The organism is Enterococcus sp. B2E4 (assembly GCF_030499455.1).
Classification (GTDB): Bacteria; Bacillota; Bacilli; order Lactobacillales; family Enterococcaceae; genus Enterococcus_D; species Enterococcus_D casseliflavus.
In genome coordinates this window covers 582,155-600,355 of record NZ_JAUKPK010000001.1, presented here as the reverse complement: position 1 = coordinate 600,355, position 18,201 = coordinate 582,155, and the positions used below count along the sequence as shown (strand labels likewise).

Annotated in this window: 12 protein-coding genes; 10 read left to right on the top strand and 2 right to left on the bottom strand. The window is 43.1% G+C overall.

The annotated features are described in order from the left end of the window. Positions 1-357: 357 nt before the first annotated feature. The 6 genes from Q1X33_RS02830 to Q1X33_RS02805 all read left to right on the top strand — a co-directional run bounded on the left by Q1X33_RS02830 (position 358) and on the right by Q1X33_RS02805 (position 8,729). The gene (locus tag Q1X33_RS02830; RefSeq protein WP_218212890.1) at positions 358-1,065 is read left to right on the top strand and encodes an EAL domain-containing protein; all 708 of its coding nucleotides are present in this window, start codon (positions 358-360) and stop codon (positions 1,063-1,065) included. Positions 1,066-1,069: 4 nt separating this feature from the next. Beyond that, positions 1,070-2,179, top strand: coding sequence for a GGDEF domain-containing protein (locus Q1X33_RS02825; protein WP_218212889.1), 1,110 nt, complete (start codon positions 1,070-1,072; stop codon positions 2,177-2,179). A gap of 332 nt (positions 2,180-2,511) precedes the next feature. Further along, the gene (locus Q1X33_RS02820) at positions 2,512-3,564 is read left to right on the top strand and encodes a GGDEF domain-containing protein (RefSeq protein WP_005225346.1); all 1,053 of its coding nucleotides are present in this window, start codon (positions 2,512-2,514) and stop codon (positions 3,562-3,564) included. A 59-nt stretch (positions 3,565-3,623) separates the two neighbouring features. Continuing rightward, complete coding sequence (locus Q1X33_RS02815) at positions 3,624-4,664, top strand: bifunctional glycosyltransferase family 2/GtrA family protein (protein ID WP_218212888.1); 1,041 nt, start codon at positions 3,624-3,626, stop codon at positions 4,662-4,664. After that, entirely contained in the window at positions 4,661-6,925 is a 2,265-nt protein-coding gene (locus Q1X33_RS02810) for a glycosyltransferase family 2 protein (protein ID WP_301969535.1), read from the top strand. The genes Q1X33_RS02815 and Q1X33_RS02810 overlap by 4 nt, the downstream gene beginning before the upstream one ends. Further along, positions 6,900-8,729 carry a lantibiotic ABC transporter permease gene (locus tag Q1X33_RS02805; protein ID WP_271811970.1) on the top strand — a complete coding sequence of 610 codons (1,830 nt, stop codon included), beginning with the start codon at positions 6,900-6,902 and terminating at the stop codon, positions 8,727-8,729. The genes Q1X33_RS02810 and Q1X33_RS02805 overlap by 26 nt, the downstream gene beginning before the upstream one ends. 74 nt (positions 8,730-8,803) lie before the next feature. Here Q1X33_RS02805 and Q1X33_RS02800 read toward each other — a convergent pair whose 3' ends face one another. Beyond that, positions 8,804-9,772, bottom strand: a complete 969-nt coding sequence (locus Q1X33_RS02800; protein ID WP_218212885.1) for an AraC family transcriptional regulator — start codon at positions 9,770-9,772, stop codon at positions 8,804-8,806. A 152-nt stretch (positions 9,773-9,924) separates the two neighbouring features. On the opposite strand from Q1X33_RS02800, the gene Q1X33_RS02795 reads away from it, so the two are divergent. After that, positions 9,925-12,582 carry a cadherin-like beta sandwich domain-containing protein gene (locus Q1X33_RS02795; RefSeq protein ID WP_255321248.1) on the top strand — a complete coding sequence of 886 codons (2,658 nt, stop codon included), beginning with the start codon at positions 9,925-9,927 and terminating at the stop codon, positions 12,580-12,582. After that, positions 12,579-14,393: a beta-glucoside-specific PTS transporter subunit IIABC gene (locus Q1X33_RS02790; protein ID WP_218212883.1), complete on the top strand. Its 1,815-nt coding sequence runs from the start codon at positions 12,579-12,581 to the stop codon at positions 14,391-14,393. The genes Q1X33_RS02795 and Q1X33_RS02790 overlap by 4 nt, the downstream gene beginning before the upstream one ends. Before the next feature lie 57 nt (positions 14,394-14,450). Here the strand turns inward: Q1X33_RS02790 and Q1X33_RS02785 are convergent, their stop codons facing one another. Further along, entirely contained in the window at positions 14,451-15,332 is an 882-nt protein-coding gene (locus Q1X33_RS02785) for an AraC family transcriptional regulator (RefSeq protein ID WP_218212882.1), read from the bottom strand. A gap of 151 nt (positions 15,333-15,483) precedes the next feature. On the opposite strand from Q1X33_RS02785, the gene rhaB reads away from it, so the two are divergent. Both rhaB and rhaA read left to right on the top strand, forming a co-directional pair. After that, positions 15,484-16,968, top strand: coding sequence for a rhamnulokinase (rhaB, locus tag Q1X33_RS02780; RefSeq protein WP_218212881.1), 1,485 nt, complete (start codon positions 15,484-15,486; stop codon positions 16,966-16,968). Then, entirely contained in the window at positions 16,943-18,196 is a 1,254-nt protein-coding gene (rhaA, locus tag Q1X33_RS02775) for an L-rhamnose isomerase (RefSeq protein WP_016612607.1), read from the top strand. The genes rhaB and rhaA overlap by 26 nt, the downstream gene beginning before the upstream one ends. The last annotated feature ends 5 nt before the right edge of the window (positions 18,197-18,201 follow it).

The following is an 18,201-nucleotide window of genomic DNA, read 5'->3' as shown; positions in this document are numbered from 1 at the left end:
TGAACAATTCCTGTTCAGCTGGCTTTTTTATGAGGATGAGCAGAAGAAGCTGTCAAAAACGCCAATCGACCAACGTGTAAGTCAGCCAGAAACAGCGTTTTTGATACAAGAAAAGCGCAGAATTCCAACCGTCAGAAGAAAGAGGAACTATGGGTGGAAATAGCAATCTCTGTCCAATCGTTCACAAAAAATTCTGCCCAATCATCTAAAATAGTTGGGGAACTGCGGCTCTATTTGGTATACTTAGGCAAGTCAGTTCCTTTGAAGCTTCTTTTTCTAAGGACTATGAACGAGCGATGATACGAATATGACCAATTTTCGGAAGTGATAACTTTACTAGATGGGGGCTTAACGAAGATGGGAAATGAAACAATTTGGGAAAACACAGACAATTTTTATCTGTTATGTCAACCAATCATGCAGGTAGAATCGCTAAGTCAGCAAGAGGTGAACGGCTATGAGGTCTTGCTGCGCAGCGAGAAAAACAACCGCTTTCCGCAACAAGAATTCAGCGCAATGATTCAATCTGAAAGTGGCAATCAGCAGTTGATGGGGTGGTATGCCCAGGAGCTGCAACGGTTGTGCCAAAAAAAGCCGAAAACCCGCTTTAGTGTCAATATTCATCCACAACAGCTGCTGTGGCAGTCAACGTGGACCTTTTTTGAGGGGATGACTGCCCACAAAGAGCAGTTGCAGATCGAATTAACAGAGCATCCTGTAAAAGGTCAGCATGATTCTTTTGATTTGTCTACTGCCCTTGCAAAAATCAAAGCCTATGGCTATGTGATCGCTGTCGATGACATCGGCTGTGGCCAAAATACCCTGTCATTGGTCTTTGCCAATCTTGAAAATGTGGATTGTTTGAAATTTTCACTACTGCCGTTTATTCAGCTCGATGAGGAGACCGGGTTTAGTTTCTTGACCTGTTGGTTGAAGGTCGCCAAAAAGTATCAGCTTGAGTTGATCGTTGAAGGCATCGAGACCCGCGATAAGATGGCGCAGCTGCTTGAGATGGGGGTTCATTTACAACAAGGATATTTATGGTCTAAAGGAGAGCGATTGTGATGGAATGTTAGAACGAGGCGTGCTCTTGGCGTTTGGTTTGCCGCTGATGATTGCCAGTTTACTGGTGACCGCAGATGTTTTTGTACGAAGTGTGCAAAAAATATCGGTTTCTCGTCCATTTAAGTATTTTATTATTGGTATTCTGACGTTTACGCATTTGTATTTTATTCTTTCTTTTTCAATGAATTCAGTTGGGTTTATCTGTTATCAATACACAACTGCTTTTATTGCGAGTCATTTTTTCTATGGTGATCGTGGCAAGATCTTGATTTTGATAACGCCGTGTATGGTCGTTTTCTATTTACTGTTTGTCGGTTTTTCTGACATTGGCAAAGCCTTTTATTTACCGCTATTAGGTGTCGGCGTCTTTGTCCTTGATTTTCTCTTATCAAAAATCAAGCCGCTGCGTCCGCAACAGCAATTTTATTTGATGTATTTTTTGACCTGTCTGATCTCACCGCGTTTTTCGATGTTGGTCCATCATACGACGACCTATGACTGGGAAGCGATGTTGGCAGTACTTGTTGGTTCTTTTGTGCTGTTGGGCGGCTTTATGTGGCTGCATCGGTTGATTGAAGGCGAAGAGTACCAAGTACTGGCAGAGTTGGCGAATAGTAAGATCGATGCATTGACCGGCTGCTTCAACTATGGGACCTATAACCACGATCTGCTTCAAGCCGTTTCACAGAAAAAGACTGTGACGATCGCCATGATCGATCTCGACCACTTCAAAAAGGTCAACGACCGTTATGGTCATATCGCTGGAAATGAGCTGTTGAGAACCTTTGCCACACGGACGACTACTTTTTTAGAGGCGCATTTTGCCGAGACCTTTTCCTTTTATCGTTATGGCGGCGAAGAGTTCTGTGTCGTGATCGAAGGGGATGTCAAAGAAAAGACCGTAGCTGCGATGACGACGCTGTGTCAAACCATTTCCAGCAGTATGTTTCCTGTCGCCAATTTTGAAAAAGGGACTATGTCTTTGTCTTGCGGCGTTGAAGCGAGCACCGTTTGTCATGGCGATATCTTGGCAGCTGTCGAAAGAGCCGATCAAGCACTCTATCTCGCAAAACAAAGTGGTCGAAATCGGGTGTGCACCTTACCTGAGACGTAAAAAAATAATGAAAAAATGATTTGCACAAATTCACAAAGAATTAAATCTTTATGCACAAAAAGTTAGTAATAATAAAGAAATAATGTTATTTATTTAAAAAATATACATTTTGCTTTTTTTGTTTATCTTGAGAATCTTCGCATATCAACAAAAAGATTGAAACTATGTATAATTTCTGGTAAATTATTCTAAATCAAGAGTGATAAAAACTGTCAATAATAAATAGTGATTCTTACTTGATGCTTTGTCCGCTTTTCCAATGAAATGTTTCTGGAATTGTCCCGTCGAATCAGCAAGTAAGGGTTCTTTTTTTTAGAAAGGAAGCACAGGAAATGGCAAATACGCTGGTTGTCAATACACTCGCAAATTTAGGCGCAATTATCATCAATATTTATTTGTTATTCAAAATCAGTGACGGATTCGTTGGCCAAGGGACGTTCAAAGCGAAACAGATCGCAGCTGCGATTGCTTGTGAAACCGTGGTGGGGATGCTGATGATGAATTTCTCTTACGTCGTATATGAAACGCGATTTGACCTGCGCTTTTTGCTTTACGCTTTTTCCATGAAATATCTGGGGTGGAAGGTGACCGTACCGACGATGGTCAATCTAGCGTTAGGGCGTTTCTTGTTTGAAGTATCAAAATCGTCTTGGTTGAACTTATATCTTACGTTTTTTTTGATAGTGACACTGACATTTCTGCATGCCTGGGCCAAACGGCGATTTACTGACAAACAAGAGTTATTCCTATCAATTACCTACTTGATCGCTATCTCCTTTCTTTTTGGTTTTTATCTGACGGGTGATATTCAAAAAACGACCCTAATTTATATAGTTTATGGCATTCTCGCCTATACATTGGCGTTTTTCCTTTACTCGATAGTAAATGATATGCAGCGCATTTTGGCATTGGTCAAAATCGATGATCTTACGCAGTTGAACAACTTCCGTAAATTTCAAGATGACCGCCAACGCCTAGACACGACCGAGGTGGACTTATCGATCGCTTTGATCGATATCGATCATTTCAAAAATTACAATGACCGTTACGGACACCGTGCTGGGGATGTGATTTTGCAAGAAATCGCTCGTATTTTTTCGACCTACTGTACGGCGAGCAATCCTGTCTATCGCATCGGTGGGGAAGAGTTTGCGATCTTGATCCAAGGAGACGCACAGGCTGCTGCTTATCTCCTCGAAAAAATCCAAAAGCGCATCCGTTATCAAGAGATCATCTTGGATGCAGGCGATTCGGTCAGCATCACGTTGTCGATTGGGATCGCACAACGGCAAAAGGGCGAGTTGCTACAGCAAACACAAGAACGAGCCGATCAAGCATTGTATCGAGCCAAGCGCAGCGGTCGCGACCAACTCTGTCTTTACTGATGGAGTTGGCTTCTTTTCTTTTTTATTTTCAAAAATACTACCTTAAATGAGGAGCGCATATGGAAAATAGTTTAATCATGATTCCTTCGCTAGAACCTGACCACAAACTGCTGGCTCTGGTGGAGAAAATTCGTTTGCATAACCAGCACCTGCCGATTTTGGTCGTGGATGATGGCAGTGGGGCAGCTTATCAGCCTGTCTTTTCGGCATTGGCACAGCAGTTTGGTTGTCAGGTTTTGACCCATCCAAAGAATCTTGGAAAAGGCGCAGCCATCAAAACCGCCCTCACCGAAGTGCTGACAAACCAGCCAGCTGTTGAATTTATGGTGACCATTGATTCGGATGGGCAGCATGAGTATACCGATATGATGGCTTGCTTAGCAAAGGCCCAAGCCCATCCCGACAGTATTATTTTAGGGACCCGATCCTTTGGCAAAGAAATGCCCTTGCGGAGTAAGTTCGGCAACATATTGACCCGAAATATCCTACGTTTAGCGACTGGTCTTGCCATCGAGGATTCGCAGACGGGCTTAAGGGTTTTCCCTCGGAAATTCATGACAGATTTGTTGGCGATCTCAGGTGAGCGCTTTGAATATGAAACGCGGATGCTGATCGAAGCCCAGAAACGGGGGTGGCCGATTCTCTCGCAACCGATCGCCACCATCTATATTGAAGAAAATGCCTCTTCCCATTTTCGGGTCTTGGCAGATTCCGTCGCTATCTATAGCGTCTTTTTGAAGTATTTGTTTTCATCTGTGGTCTCCTTTTTTGTCGATGTGATCGCCTATGCGTTATTGATCCATTTCTTGTCTGTCATCGATCTGTCCTCCATCGTGATCGCTTCGTTGGGTGCCCGCTTGATTTCGGCGATCGTCAATTACTACATCAATCGCGAGCTTGTTTTTGGTCAACGGACAAAGAACAGTATGCTGCAGTATTTTTTATTAGTCATCGTACAGATTTTGCTGTCCTCTTTCCTCGTCTACCTGATCTATTTGATCCTGCCAATCGGGGATTCTGTGTTGTTAAAAATAGGCGTTGATTGCCTGCTCTTTTTCTTTAGTTACCATGTGCAAAAAAATGTCATCTTTAAGGAGTGATTGAGGTGGAACAAAAACGTTTGCCTTGGGCGAAAAAAGTCGTTTACTTTCTGGCGTTTGTCTTTTCGCTGATCTATTTATCATGGCGGGGGCTGTATACATTGCCATGGCACGAGTCTTGGTTTGCCTTACTGTTTGGTTTGCTGCTTTGGGGCAGTGAGATCGTATCGAACTTTACGGGCTTGCTGTTGATTTGGAACAAAAACAAAGCAAAGCCTTTTGAAAAACCGATCGTGCCAGAAGCCGACTATCCAGCGATCGATGTGTTGATTGCTACCCATAATGAAGAAGTGCCGCTTTTATTAAAAACGGTCAATGCGGCAGTTCATATGAAATACCCCGATCCCAAAAAAGTTCACATCTACTTGTCAGATGACACCAACCGTCCAGAGGTCAAAGCACTGGCAGATAAATTTGGTATCGGCTATATCGGATTGACAGGCAATCAGCATGCCAAGTCAGGCAATCTCAATCATGCATTGTCAAAAACCAATTCGCCGCTAGTGGCAACCTTTGATGCAGATATGATCCCTTACTCAGATTTTTTGCTGGAAACAGTGCCATATTTTGTGGCAAATCAGCAGGAACGCCGCAAAGATCAGACCATCAAACCGTTGGGCTTTGTCCAAACACCGCAAAGTTTTTACAATGCGGATCTTTTTCAGTACAATCTTTTTTCAGAAGCGGCGATCCCTAACGAGCAGGACTTCTTTTCCAAAGAAGTCAATGTTTTGAACAACGCCCATGATACAGCTATTTATACAGGTTCCAATACGGTGATCGCACGAGAAGCGATCGAAGCCGCTGGCGGATTTCCGACGGACACGATCACAGAAGATTTTGAATTAGGTGCCTTGATCAATTGCCAAGGTTATCGCAGTTTATCAACACTGCAGCCCATGGCCAGCGGTCTGTCTCCCATTGATATCCCAAGTGCCTTAAAGCAGCGGATTCGCTGGGGAAGAGGAGTGGTCCAAAGTGTCCACAATCTCCATCTTTTTAAGAACAAGACGTTGTCTTTGGCGCAAAAAATGGTTTTCTTAAACAGTTATTTGTATTGGTGGTCGTTTTTGCGTCGGTTGCTGTTTATTTTCGCGCCGATTTTGTACACCGTCTTTAATGTAAGGGTCGTAGAGACCAACTTTTGGGTCTTGCTGCTGTTTTGGCTGCCAAGCTATACGTTCTTGCATTTGGCGATGCAGGATTTGAGCAGTGATATTCGAACGCAGCGCTGGGGCGAGATCCAGGAAACGATTTTTGCACCTTACCTAGTGATTCCTGTCTTTTTACAAGCCATTGGCATCAAAGAGACCCGTTTCAAAGTGACCAATAAAGCAGCAACTCAGTCTAAAAAAGACTTGTTGTTTGTGGTGCCGCATTTTTTGCTGTTGATTTTGACGATTATCGGCTTAGTGAAGTTTAATTACGGCAAATTCGGTTCAGAGATTTTCTATGGCAGCGTGTTGACCTTCTGGCTGCTGACCCATTTCTTTAACTTAACCTTTGCGGTCTTATTTTATCTCGGTCGCCCGATTTACCGAACGACGGAACGGTTCAGAGCCCATTATCCTGTTGAAGTTTCCGACCAAGACGCCAGCTATTCTTTGATGACAGAAAATATCTCAGAAAACGGCTTGTCCTTCGTTTCTGACGTTCCTCTTTATTTTCCGCCAGATGCGCAGCTGACGTTTAAAATCACCCGTAATGGCTACCAAGCAGAGATGACGGGAAACGTCGTCCGCGTCTTTTCAGGCAAGGATCGCTGGGTCTATGGGGTTGCTTTACACCAATTATCAGAAAAAGACTACTTAGCTTATTTGCAGATCATTTATGATGGCTTCAATCAAAGCCTGCCAGTTCTGCGTGACCCGTGGATGACCTTCTTTGACAGTCTTTTTGAAAATCTCGGTAAGCATCTGCTGCAAGCCAAACAAAAGCCATTGCCGCCTCAACGAGTGCCCATACTGACCATTGATCAAAAATGGAACTTTGATGAAGGAACCTTTGCGGTCACAACGTTTGGTTTTGACCAGCTCACGTTGGTAAAAACAGAAGAAGTCGAGATGCCTGCCCATCTAACCTTACCGATCAGTAATCTTGTGCTTCACGCTGAAAAAGCAACGCTTCAACCAAAAGAAAATCAAGTGATTTATCAAGTAAGCAATCTTTCCGAGCTGCGTTTTACAGCAGCCTTTCAAGAATGGGTAGACAGCTTGCTGAGAAAGGAGGAAGATGATGATCGAGATCCTGCTGCGATTTAGTCTCTTTGGTTTATCATTAGCTGGCTATGCCTATCTTTTTGTACGAGTTTGCCATTTTCCCAAACACATCAGCTGGATCGCTGCTTGCTGTTTGCCGATCCTCGTTCTTTCCTTTGTCGCATATGGTCCCAAAGGATGGTTGATCTGGGGGGCATGGGTTTTATTTGGTCTTGGCTTACTATTATGCGTTTGGCGTTTTTGGCAGGAGCGCTATCAGGTACGGTGGGGCTTACAAGAGCCCATCATGCTGTGGTTTTACGGCTATTTTGCTTTGTTCGTTTTAACATTGCTTCACAGTCATTTGACCCACTATGACAACTTCTCCCATTGGGCGACGATCGTTAAATTCCTTTATACGCAGGGACAATTGCCAACGGCAGCCGATGCCATCATCAGTTTTACTTCCTATCCTTTAGGCAGCTCGCTATTTGTTACTTATACAGCGATCATCGTTGGCTATCATGAGAATGTCTTGCTGATTGGTCAATTGATTTTGATTTTCTGTAGTCTGTATAGTTTCTTTGCGATTATTCGTGATCCGAAAAGAAAGCTGGCTTTTGCCCTGATCTTCACCAGTATGGCGGTTTTCAATTATTTTAATATTGCGATTCGAATGAATAATTTGTTAGTAGACTTTATCCTGCCAGTGTTGACTTTAGCTGGCATCGCTGGCTTATTCGCTTTAAAAGGCAACGTACTACCGTCGATCGGTTTCTTTCTTTTGATTGGCGCCTCTCTTGATTTGGTCAAAAATAGTGCGGTCTTTTTTCTGCTGATTTTAGGCGGCTATTTACTAGTCTGCTTGTGGCAGGCATCAGTTCGTTGGCGGCAACGGCTGGGCATGATGATTGTAGGATTAGCTGCCATTGGGCTATCTGTCCTGCCAGCGATTCTTTGGAACCTGCATGTCAAAGCGAATTTTCCTAAATCGAAGCATGAAGTCAGCGTGACCGCTTATAAACAGATTTTTGGCGAAAAGGATTCTCAGATACTGCAGCAGATTACGGATGTGTTTGTCAAAACGATCACGGATGTTGCGACGATCTCCACGCAAGGGATTCTCTTGATCCAGGTCATCCTGTTGGGCAGTTGGCTATTTGTCCGATTTATCATGAAAAAACGCAATCCATTTTTAAAAGAACTGCTGTTGATCGATGGTATCATTGGGGGGTATTATTTAGGAATCTATGCCATGTTCTTGTTCTCGATGCCCACTGATGAAGCATTGTCTTTGGCAGGGTTCGATCGCTATGCCTCAAGTATCGTGATTTTAGCACTTGGCTTAATGACCTTTTTCATGGTCAGAGGCATTGATCATTTGTATCATGAACAAGCGATCGATCGGCGAAACTACCGTAGTTTTGCCAGCTTGACCACGAAAAAAATCTATCAATACAGTACCTTGATTCTGTTATTTTTTGCGACATTGCTGATCCTTTCAGAAAATAATGGCATGCGTTATACCAATCGTGAATATGCTGCTTCGATTCCAGCACAAGTTTCAGCCGTTACTGGCGATCACTTTGACCTTAACGAGAAAAAATATTTGGTGGTCAGTACTAACAAAGAAGCAGTAGATAGCTACTTAGTTGGCTATGTCGGAAAATATTACTTGTTTTCACCTAATGTCGATGGCCGAGAGAATTTCCTCTTATCCGATGCAGATTTTCGCACGCTTTTAAAGCAATACGATGAAGTCGTCGTCTTAGAAGAGCACTATACCTTTAATGCCATGACGAAGAAGCTAACAGGCAAGACCTTTGCCCCAGGCGTATATTCGGTGGCGGAGGTGTTGGGGCGTTAGAAAATGACGAATAAAAAGAAGCCGAGAAGGAACATTTCTCGGCTTCTTTTTTCTACGCAAGTGGCGAAATAGGATCATTTCTTCTTTTTCGGTGTATGCCCATAATAAATTTTGTATTTTTTATAGAAAAAAGTGATATTGGTGAATCCTGCTTCAGCCGCGCATTGGGTGATTGGTTTGGTGGAGGAAGCAATTAAGTTGTGGGCGAGATTCAATTTCTTTTCGATAATCAATTCGGTCAAGTTTTTACTAGTTTCTCGTTTGATCAATGCACTTAGATAGGAAGGAGAATAGTTAAAAAGGGTGGCGAGTTTTGGTAAGGTAACGGTTTGAAAATTCTCTTCGATATAGGTCAAGATTGCTAGAATATGCTGGTTTTTTGCCGCTTCTTGCTTGTTGGTCTGATAGTCGAACTCGCGCACGAGAAAAGTGAAAAGAATGGCGATAAGATTGCTGATGATTCGTTTACTGCCAATGGCTTTTTCATAAGTTTCTTTCAGTATTTCTTGAATCACAGCATGGATCCGATCATCTTTATTGTTCTTAAAGACAATATATTGGTCATGCGCGTGTTTGTCTGACAATGCAGTCAGAACGAAATCAAGCACGACCCCTTCATTAAACTGTTCTCGACTGATCAATTGAGCGAAATAATCCCGCTTGATCAAAAGATTGATCAAGACATCTTTTTCACCGGTCATTTCAATCGAATGAGGAATTCCAGTATCAATCAGACAGATTTGTCCTTTTGTCAGCGTAACTTTCTGATCATCGATCAATTGGGTGCATGTTCCTGAGTAAATATAATTTAATTCGATAAAACTGTGGTTATGAAAAGGAACTGGGCTGAAACGGCTTTGCTTTACCAGAGTAAAGTTTTCTTGTTCTTCCATCAGATTATCGAATAAGTAAACTTGTCGACCATTGATCGTCACTTTTTCCAGCTGTTGATAATAGTCAGAAAGGTGGTTTGGGTGGTCTCTGTGATAGCATTCTCGTTCAGATAGCTGAAAAAGTTTTGCTTCCATTTCTTCGGTTGTCATTACGATCTCCTCCTTTCATAAATCTAAAAATATGATAATTATCTACAAAGCGTATGACATTGTTTCAAGCTGCAGAATTGCTTATGATACATTTGAAAGCGTATTTATTATGATTTTAAATGAAGTTGAATGAGAAAGAAAGAGGAATTTGTATGAAAAAGATAACGAATTTATTGAACGAAAAATATGATAATCATATTTTTCCGTTTTTATGGATGCATGGAGAAGATAAGGAAACGATTCAAACTTACATCAGTAAAATTTATGAAGCAGGCATCCGATCTGTCTGCATCGAATCACGCCCCCATGAAGAATTTTTGAAAGCGCAATGGTGGGATGAGTTGGCGATCATCATTGAAGAGTGTGAAAAAAGACAGATGACACTTTGGATTTTGGATGACAAACACTTTCCAACAGGCTACGCCGCAGGGGAAATTGAGAAGAATCATCGACATTTGCAGAAAGAATTTTTGAATTTCCGACAATTTGATTTTGTAGGTCCCAAAAAGAATGCTGGAATTATGCTGGATTGGTGTTTCAATGCAGAACGACCGAATATTTTGAATTCAGAAGGTGAAACGGTTAAGGAGAGTGGCAAATCATTTTTTTCAGCTGAAATCATCAGCGCCGTTGCGGTCAAGAAAACTGGATTTAAGCAGATAAGCGAGGAGAACTGGATCGACCTTACAGACTCAATTATTGATGAGACATTGTATTGGTCTATTCCTGAAGGAGAGTGGAGTATCTTTGTCTTTTACACGACACAAGAAGGAGGGGAAGCTTCGACACAAGGGTACTTGAATCCTTTGGTACCAGAAGCAACAGATATTTTGCTGGAAACGGTTTATCAAAGTCATTATCAACACTTTGGAGAGAAATTTGGCACAACGATCCAAGGATTTTTCTCAGATGAACCGCGGTTTGGGAATATCAAGGGTCCTGATGCAGTCCTTGGAAAATTAGATATGCCATTGCCGTGGCGGTATGATTTGTTGACGTTGTTAGCAAACCAGCTAGCAATATCTGAAACTGAGCTGCGAGGGCTGTTGCCGGCTCTCTATCGTGGTGAATCAAAACAGGCGGCGAAGATTCGTTACAATTATATGTCGTTGGTTTCTGAGCTATATAGTCAACACTTTTCTCAGCGGATCGGACGCTGGTGTCGGGAACATAAGGTCGACTATATCGGACATGTGATTGAGGATAACAATGCCCATGCACGTTTAGGCTATGGGGCAGGTCACTTCTTTCAATCGATGAAAGGTCAATCGATGGCAGGGATCGATGTCGTTTTGCATCAATTGATGCCGCAACAAAATGACGGATACTTTGAAGCCATGACATCTACTGGCTGGGATGGCGAATTTTTCCATTACGCATTAGGGAAAATGGGGGCGTCTTTAGGAAACTTAGACCCTGTGAAACAAGGTCGAACGATGTGCGAAGTATTCGGCGCATATGGTTGGTCAGAAGGAACCAAACTGATGAAATGGCTAACCGATCACATGCTGGTGCGAGGGGTCAATCATTTTGTCCCTCATGCCTTTTCAATGAATGACTTTCCTGATGCCGATTGTCCGCCGCATTTTTATGCGCACGGCCATAATCCACAATTTGAGGGCTTCAAACAGCTGATGACATATATGAATCGTTTGAGTTATCTATTTAGTGACGGGAAACATCAAGCGGACATTGCTGTGCTGTACCATGCTGAAGCGGAGTGGGCAGGCGCTTATATGCCGATTCAAAAAGTTGCTCGTGAACTGATGGAACATCAATACGAATTTGAAATCGTTTCGGTTGAGATGATGCTTGATGCGCAATATACGAATCAAACGTTTGTCATCAATGAGCATGTCTTTCAAACACTAGTCATTCCATATGCTGAGCGAATGCCTGATTCATTGATCAAAAAGCTGACAGCTCTCGCAGAATCTGGTATTCAAATTATTTTTATTGAGGAGATGGTGAAAGAATCCCTTGAACCAACTCTGCTTACCCATGAGCTGCGGCTTCTCGCTCGTCTGACAGAAGTAACGCCGCTCACAGCACTTACTGATAATGCTGGCTTGAAGGTACGGGATCGTTTAGACACGTCAAAAGCTCTGCCGTATTTGCGGTACTATCATTATCAGCAGCAAACAGATGAGGTGTTCATGCTTTTCAATGAAAATGACAATGAATCGCTGCAGTTTCAGGCTGTTTTTCCTGCTGAGAAGCCATTAGCTCAATACGATCCAGTAGAAAATAAACTGAAACCTGTGTCATATAAAAATGGCAGCTATGAGATTCATTTAGCACCAGCAGAGAGTATGATTCTTTTTGAAGCTACCTCGAAACAACCATTGCGTATTGAAAGAAGCAAACCAATGAAAGAAGTTCATCTAAACGATCAGCCATGGCAAGTCACTTTCGAAGGAATCGGGAAAGTGCAAGCAGCAGTTGCCTGTCAAAAACAATATTCGTCACTGCCTTTACTGGGTGTCGGTGATGATTTCAGTCGGTTTAGCGGGAAAATCACTTATACCGTGGACTTCCCTAAAGCAGTAGGAGAGGTTTTATTAAGTATTGAAGATGCTTCAGAAGTTGTGACTGTTTCAGTGAACGGTCATTGTGTAGGCACAAGAATCAGTACACCGTATACATTTGAGTTGACGGACCTGCTTCAAGAAACGAACAATTCGATCCAGATTGAAGTGATCAATAATTTAGGTCGCAGTATGAGGGATTATCTTTCGCAGTTTGTCCTGTTCGAACCTTTGGGAATCACTGGCGAAATCAAACTTTTTATTGAGGAGGAGCAAAAATGAACAACCAGCAGTTGGCAGCAGATATTTTGAAGGAAATTGGTGGAAAAGCCAATATCGAATCGGTGACCCATTGCGTCACACGTCTGCGTTTTGTATTGCATGATACCGATATCCCAAATAAGGAGACGATTGCTAGTCTTGACGGAGTGATTTCAGTCGTTGAACAGGGCGGACAGTACCAGATCGTCTTAGGAAATCGAGTGAACGATGTCTATGATACGGTCTTGCAACAAGTTGGCGAACTAAAAGAGGACAATACTCGTGAAAAAACAAAAAAGTCTCTTTTTGATCAATTTACCACCACAATTTCAGGGATTTTCACGCCAGCTTTAGGCGCGATGGCTGCGTCAGGAACGATCAAAGGAATCTTGACGATTTTATCAGTAGCAGGTATTTTGTCAGAAACATCTGGAACCTATATCGTTTTGTACGCATTGTCGAATGCTTTCTTTTATTTCATGCCAATCTTATTAGGTGCTTCGGCGGCAAATTATTTTAAATTAAACAGCTATGTCGGAATGTTGATCGGGGCATCGTTGATCTATCCTACTTTGCTCCCGTATGCGACAGAAGGTAGTTTGACTTTTTTGTCGATTCCCGTGAATATGATGGACTATACTTCTTCCGTTTTTCCGGCAATCATTGCTGTCTGGGTGGCAGCCAAAATCAATGGTTTCGTTCAGAAATGGCCGTTGAAGGATTTGCGATTCATGGTACAGCCTCTTATCGTGTTGCTAGTTTCTGTCCCCCTTGCCTTGCTGGTCGTTGGTCCAATTATATCCAACTTATCCAGTCTACTGGCAACGCTTGTAAATAATGTTTATCAATTCAGTCCGGTTTTGGGTGGGCTGGTGATTGGGGGACCATGGATCTTGATGGTCATGTTCGGATTGCATTGGGCATTCATTCCGATTTTTCTTAACAACATGGCGATGCAAGGATTCGATCCTGTGATGGGTCTGCTCCTAGCGAACCAAATGGCAATGGCTGGAGCTGTCGTGGCGGTTGGTCTACGAACGAAAAATGATAAAACGAAAGCACTCGCATACTCAACAGGTCTGACAACCTTGATCGGTGTCAGCGAACCAGCATTGTACGGAGTATTACTTCCTTATAAGCGTCCGCTGATCGCTGCTGTTATCGGTGGAAGTTTAGGTGGTGTTATTGCAGGATTTATGCAGACAGTGCAGTATTCTTTTGGTGGTTCGGGATTATTGGGTATTCCTTTGATCATCAATCCAGCAGGAATCGATGGTGGGTTTTATGGTGGGATCGCTTCGCAAGTAGTAGGGCTTGTTACGGCATTTCTAATCACTTATTTTTGGGGGATTGTAGAACCTGAAAAAAGTAAAACAGTCAAATCAAAAGAAGCAGTGAATACAAAAATCAGTTTTCAAGAAGTCGTTCAAGGAGAAGTCGTTCCCTTAACTGAGGTTCCTGACAAAGTTTTTTCAGAAGGCTTGATGGGGCAAGGTAAAGCTGTCAAACCGGAATCAAATACCTTTTATGCTCCTTTTGGTGGCGTGGTCACTGCTTTATTTCCGACAAAGCATGCGATCGGCTTGACCAGTGATCAAGGTGTCGAACTTTTGATCCATATCGGTGTTGACACCGTAGAGCTAGAGGGAAGGCACTTTACGCCCCTTGTTGAAGCAAATCAAACAATCAAAAAGGGACAGCCGCTGATAAAAGCTGATCTCGCAGCTATCCAAGCAGAGGGATATGCGACCATTACGCCAGTTGTGGTAACGAATGCGTCAGCATTTGAGAAGATCACGAATGAAAAAGAGTCTATTATTGTTGCCAACTAAAACGTTAGATTCAATGAAAAGAAACATGAAATCAGTGAATGATTTCATGTTTCTTTTTTACCGTCCATTCTCCGTCTGGCGATAATCACTAGGTGAAATGCCGACTTTTTTCTTGAATAAACGGCTGAAATAGGCGGTGTTTTCGATGCCGATCGCCAATGAGATCTCTTTGATGGAAAGCCGAGAATAGCGCAAAAGGTCTTTCGAATAAGAGATGCGTTTGCTGATCTGGTACTCGATGGGGGGCAAGCCCATATATTTGGAAAACTCCTTGACGATTTGATACTTATTGATATGATACCTTTCCTCCAAAGATTCCAAGGTGATCCCTTGACGGAAATCTTCTTCTAGCTGGTCACGAATCTGCAAAATATAAGGCGGGATTTCACTCTCCGAAAAGTCGAGATGATATTTTTGCAGGAGCAGCTCATTGAGCAGCTGATGGATCAAAACAGAGCTTTGGAAGGCAGTTTTCGCATTTGGTTCTGGCTGTAACATCAATAAATCTTGTAAGACCAAATGGATCGGATTTTGACGACTGCTGGCAAGATTGGTGTGAAAAACTGGACTGCCATTTTTGAGGAATTCCTCATAAAACGCTGCGACGTTGGCGCCATATAGATGGATCCAGTCCATTTCCCAGGGCTCTTGACTAACGGTGCGGTAGTACTGATAGTCTAGACAGTCGATAAAAAACACATCACCTGCTTTCAATTGATAGCTTTTTCCTTTGTAGCGCAATTCACCGCAGCCGGACAATGTATATTTGATCAAATAAGAAGGCAGGTTCTCTCGTTCTGTAAAGTAAGGTTTGCTGGCTTTGAAATAGCCGATTTCTTGAATGTAATAGAAAAGTTCACGCTGCTTTTGGGTTGAAGTATTGATGTAACGCAGTGAATCGGTTGACCATGAGTGGTTGGCTTTTTCCCAGTAATCCATCGGATCCTCCTTTTTACCAAGATTGTGCAAGTCTTTATCAAAATTGTGTGATGAAACTCGTTGATTGTCAAGCTAAAATTGAGGCAACAAGAATGAATCAGTGAATTGTAATCGATTTATTTTTAAACAAGATAATGAAAGGTGGAGACCAGTGAACACATTTATCGCAATCGATATCGGTGCATCAAGCGGTCGTCTGATGCTGAGCCGTTGGGAAAATGAGCGGATCACTTTAGAAGAGATCCATCGCTTTAAAAACGGCTTTCGTCCTCATGAAGGCTTTGACCGTTGGGCGATCGATTATTTGATCCAAGAGATTTTAGTAGGACTCCAAAAAGTGAAACAAGCAGGTATCAATAACTGCTTCGTCGGAATCGACACCTGGGCAGTGGATTACTGTTTGATCGATCAAGCAGGCGAACGTTTAGGCGACCCAGTCGCTTATCGAGATAGTCGCACCAATGATGCGATCGCAACTTTTGGTCAGCGCTATTCTTTGCAAAAACTGTATGAGAAAACAGGTATTCAGCTGCAGCCCTTCAACACGATTTTTCAGTTAGCCGCAGAAGAAGCACAACTGCTGCAAAAAGCCGACAAGCTGCTGTTGATTCCAGACTACTTGGGCTACGTTTTTACTGGTAAGATGGTCACGGAAAAAACCAATGCTTCGACGATGCAGCTTCTAAATGCCAACACCCAAACATGGGATGCAGAATTGTTAGCTGAGATCGGTGTAACAGAAGGACTATTCCCACCATTGGTTGATGCAGGAACGGTTTTAGGCGCACTGCAAACACAGAAGTTTCCAGCCTATGATTTGCCACAAGCGACCTTTGTCACTGTCGCTAGTCATGATACGGCATCAGCGATCATCGGTACACCTGGAGAGGGGGCAGATTGGGGCTACATCAGCAGCGGGACTTGGTCATTGCTGGGGATCGAAACCAAAGTACCCAATGTTTCCCTTGCCGCCTTCGATGAAAATTATACGAACGAATGGGGTGCCCACAACACGATTCGCTTTTTAAAAAATATTATGGGCATGTGGCTGATCCAAGAAGTGGCTCGGCAGCAAGACTATCAGTATTCCTATGCAGAATTGGCGGAATTGGCGCAAGCAATGCCTGCTTTTCAACAGTTTGTCGATGTCAATGATCCTCGTTTTTTGAATCCAGAAAACATGATTACTGAACTGCAAGCGTATTGTCGAGAAACCCAGCAGAAAGTTCCAGAAACCGCAGGGGAACTGGCTCGCTGTGTGTATGATAACTTAGCGCTTTGTTATGCCAGTGAATTACAAAAACTGGAACAGCTGACAGGTACGACGAGCAAGCTGCAAAAACTGCATATCGTGGGGGGCGGTTCCAACAATCGCTTTTTAAATCAACTGACGGCTGATGCTGCGCAGCTGACGATCGAAGCTGGCCCAAGTGAAGCAACGGCGATCGGTAATCTTTTAATGCAGATGATGAGTGCTGGCATCTTCACGTCGCTGGCTGAAGCACGCCGCGCGGTCAAACACTCATTTCCTTGCAGTGTTCATGAACCACAGCCTTTTGATCACAAGATTTTAAGCAACTATCAACGTTTTATAAAAGGAGTAGGAAAAAATGACAACGATTCAACAGCGTTATGAAGAAGCTAAGACAGCATATGCCAAATTAGGTGTCGACACGGATGCGGTTTTGAAAAAATTAGCCGATGTGAAAATCTCGATGCATGTTTGGCAAGGGGACGATGTCCAAGGATTTTTGAGTGATGAAGCATTATCTGGTGGGATCTCTGTAACGGGGAATTATCCTGGTGCTGCCCATACCCCAGAGGAGTTGCGCCAAGATTTAGAAAAAGCCTACTCTTTGATTCCTGGAAAACACAAATTGAACCTTCACGCCATCTATTTAGACACCGAGGAAGCAGTGGATCTAAATGAATTGGAGCCGAAGCATTTTGAAAAATGGGTTGCTTGGGCGAAAGAACAAGGCTTAGGTTTAGACTTCAATCCAACCTTTTTCTCACATCCCATGTTCAAAGATGGCTTTACCCTTGCTTCACCAGATGAAGAAGTTCGTCAGTTCTGGATCGAACACGGCAAACGTTCTCGTCAAATCGCTGCTTATATGGGGAAAGAAACTGGGCAAGTCTGTGTCAATAATTTCTGGGTGCCAGATGGCTACAAAGACAACCCGATCGATCGTTTTACACCACGGGAACGCTTGATGACAGCATTAGATGAGATTTTTGCTGAAGAATTGCCAGCGGAATACACGGTAGATGCCGTGGAAAGCAAGTTGTTTGGTCTTGGTGCCGAAGCCTACACCGTTGGCTCTCATGAATTTTATATGGGCTATGGATTGACACGCGATAAATTGATTTGTTTGGATGCTGGACATTTCCATCCAACCGAAGTGATCTCCAATAAACTGTCTTCATTGGCACTATTTAGCAAAGGCATTTTGCTGCATGTCAGCCGTCCTGTACGCTGGGATAGTGATCATGTCGTGATCATGGACGATGAATTGCAAGAGATTGGTCGCGAATTGGTTCGCAATGACTTATTGCCAAAAACCAACATTGGGTTAGATTTCTTTGATGCGACGATCAATCGGGTCGCTGCGTGGGTGATCGGGACGCGCAATACTCAAAAAGCGTTGCTAAAAGCGATGCTAGAACCGATCGAAGAACTAAAAGCAATCGAATTGTCAGGTGATTTCACCACTCGTTTAGCCATGACGGAAGAATTAAAAGACTATCCGTATGCAGATGTTTGGAATTACTTCTGTGAAAGCCAAGGGGTACCAGCAGGTCTGGATTGGCTATCAGAAGTGAAAGCCTATGAAGAAACCGTCTTAAAAGCCAGAAAGTAGGAGAA

Coding starts and splice junctions, on each gene's coding strand:
- Q1X33_RS02830 (WP_218212890.1), top strand. CDS start 358: ATGGGAAATGAAACAATTTGGGAAAACACAGACAATTTTTATCTGTTA.
- rhaA (WP_016612607.1), top strand. CDS start 16,943: ATGACAACGATTCAACAGCGTTATGAAGAAGCTAAGACAGCATATGCC.
- Q1X33_RS02785 (WP_218212882.1), bottom strand. CDS start 15,332: ATGGATTACTGGGAAAAAGCCAACCACTCATGGTCAACCGATTCACTG.
- Q1X33_RS02825 (WP_218212889.1), top strand. CDS start 1,070: ATGTTAGAACGAGGCGTGCTCTTGGCGTTTGGTTTGCCGCTGATGATT.
- Q1X33_RS02795 (WP_255321248.1), top strand. CDS start 9,925: ATGAAAAAGATAACGAATTTATTGAACGAAAAATATGATAATCATATT.
- Q1X33_RS02805 (WP_271811970.1), top strand. CDS start 6,900: ATGATCGAGATCCTGCTGCGATTTAGTCTCTTTGGTTTATCATTAGCT.
- Q1X33_RS02820 (WP_005225346.1), top strand. CDS start 2,512: ATGGCAAATACGCTGGTTGTCAATACACTCGCAAATTTAGGCGCAATT.
- Q1X33_RS02815 (WP_218212888.1), top strand. CDS start 3,624: ATGGAAAATAGTTTAATCATGATTCCTTCGCTAGAACCTGACCACAAA.
- Q1X33_RS02790 (WP_218212883.1), top strand. CDS start 12,579: ATGAACAACCAGCAGTTGGCAGCAGATATTTTGAAGGAAATTGGTGGA.
- Q1X33_RS02800 (WP_218212885.1), bottom strand. CDS start 9,772: ATGACAACCGAAGAAATGGAAGCAAAACTTTTTCAGCTATCTGAACGA.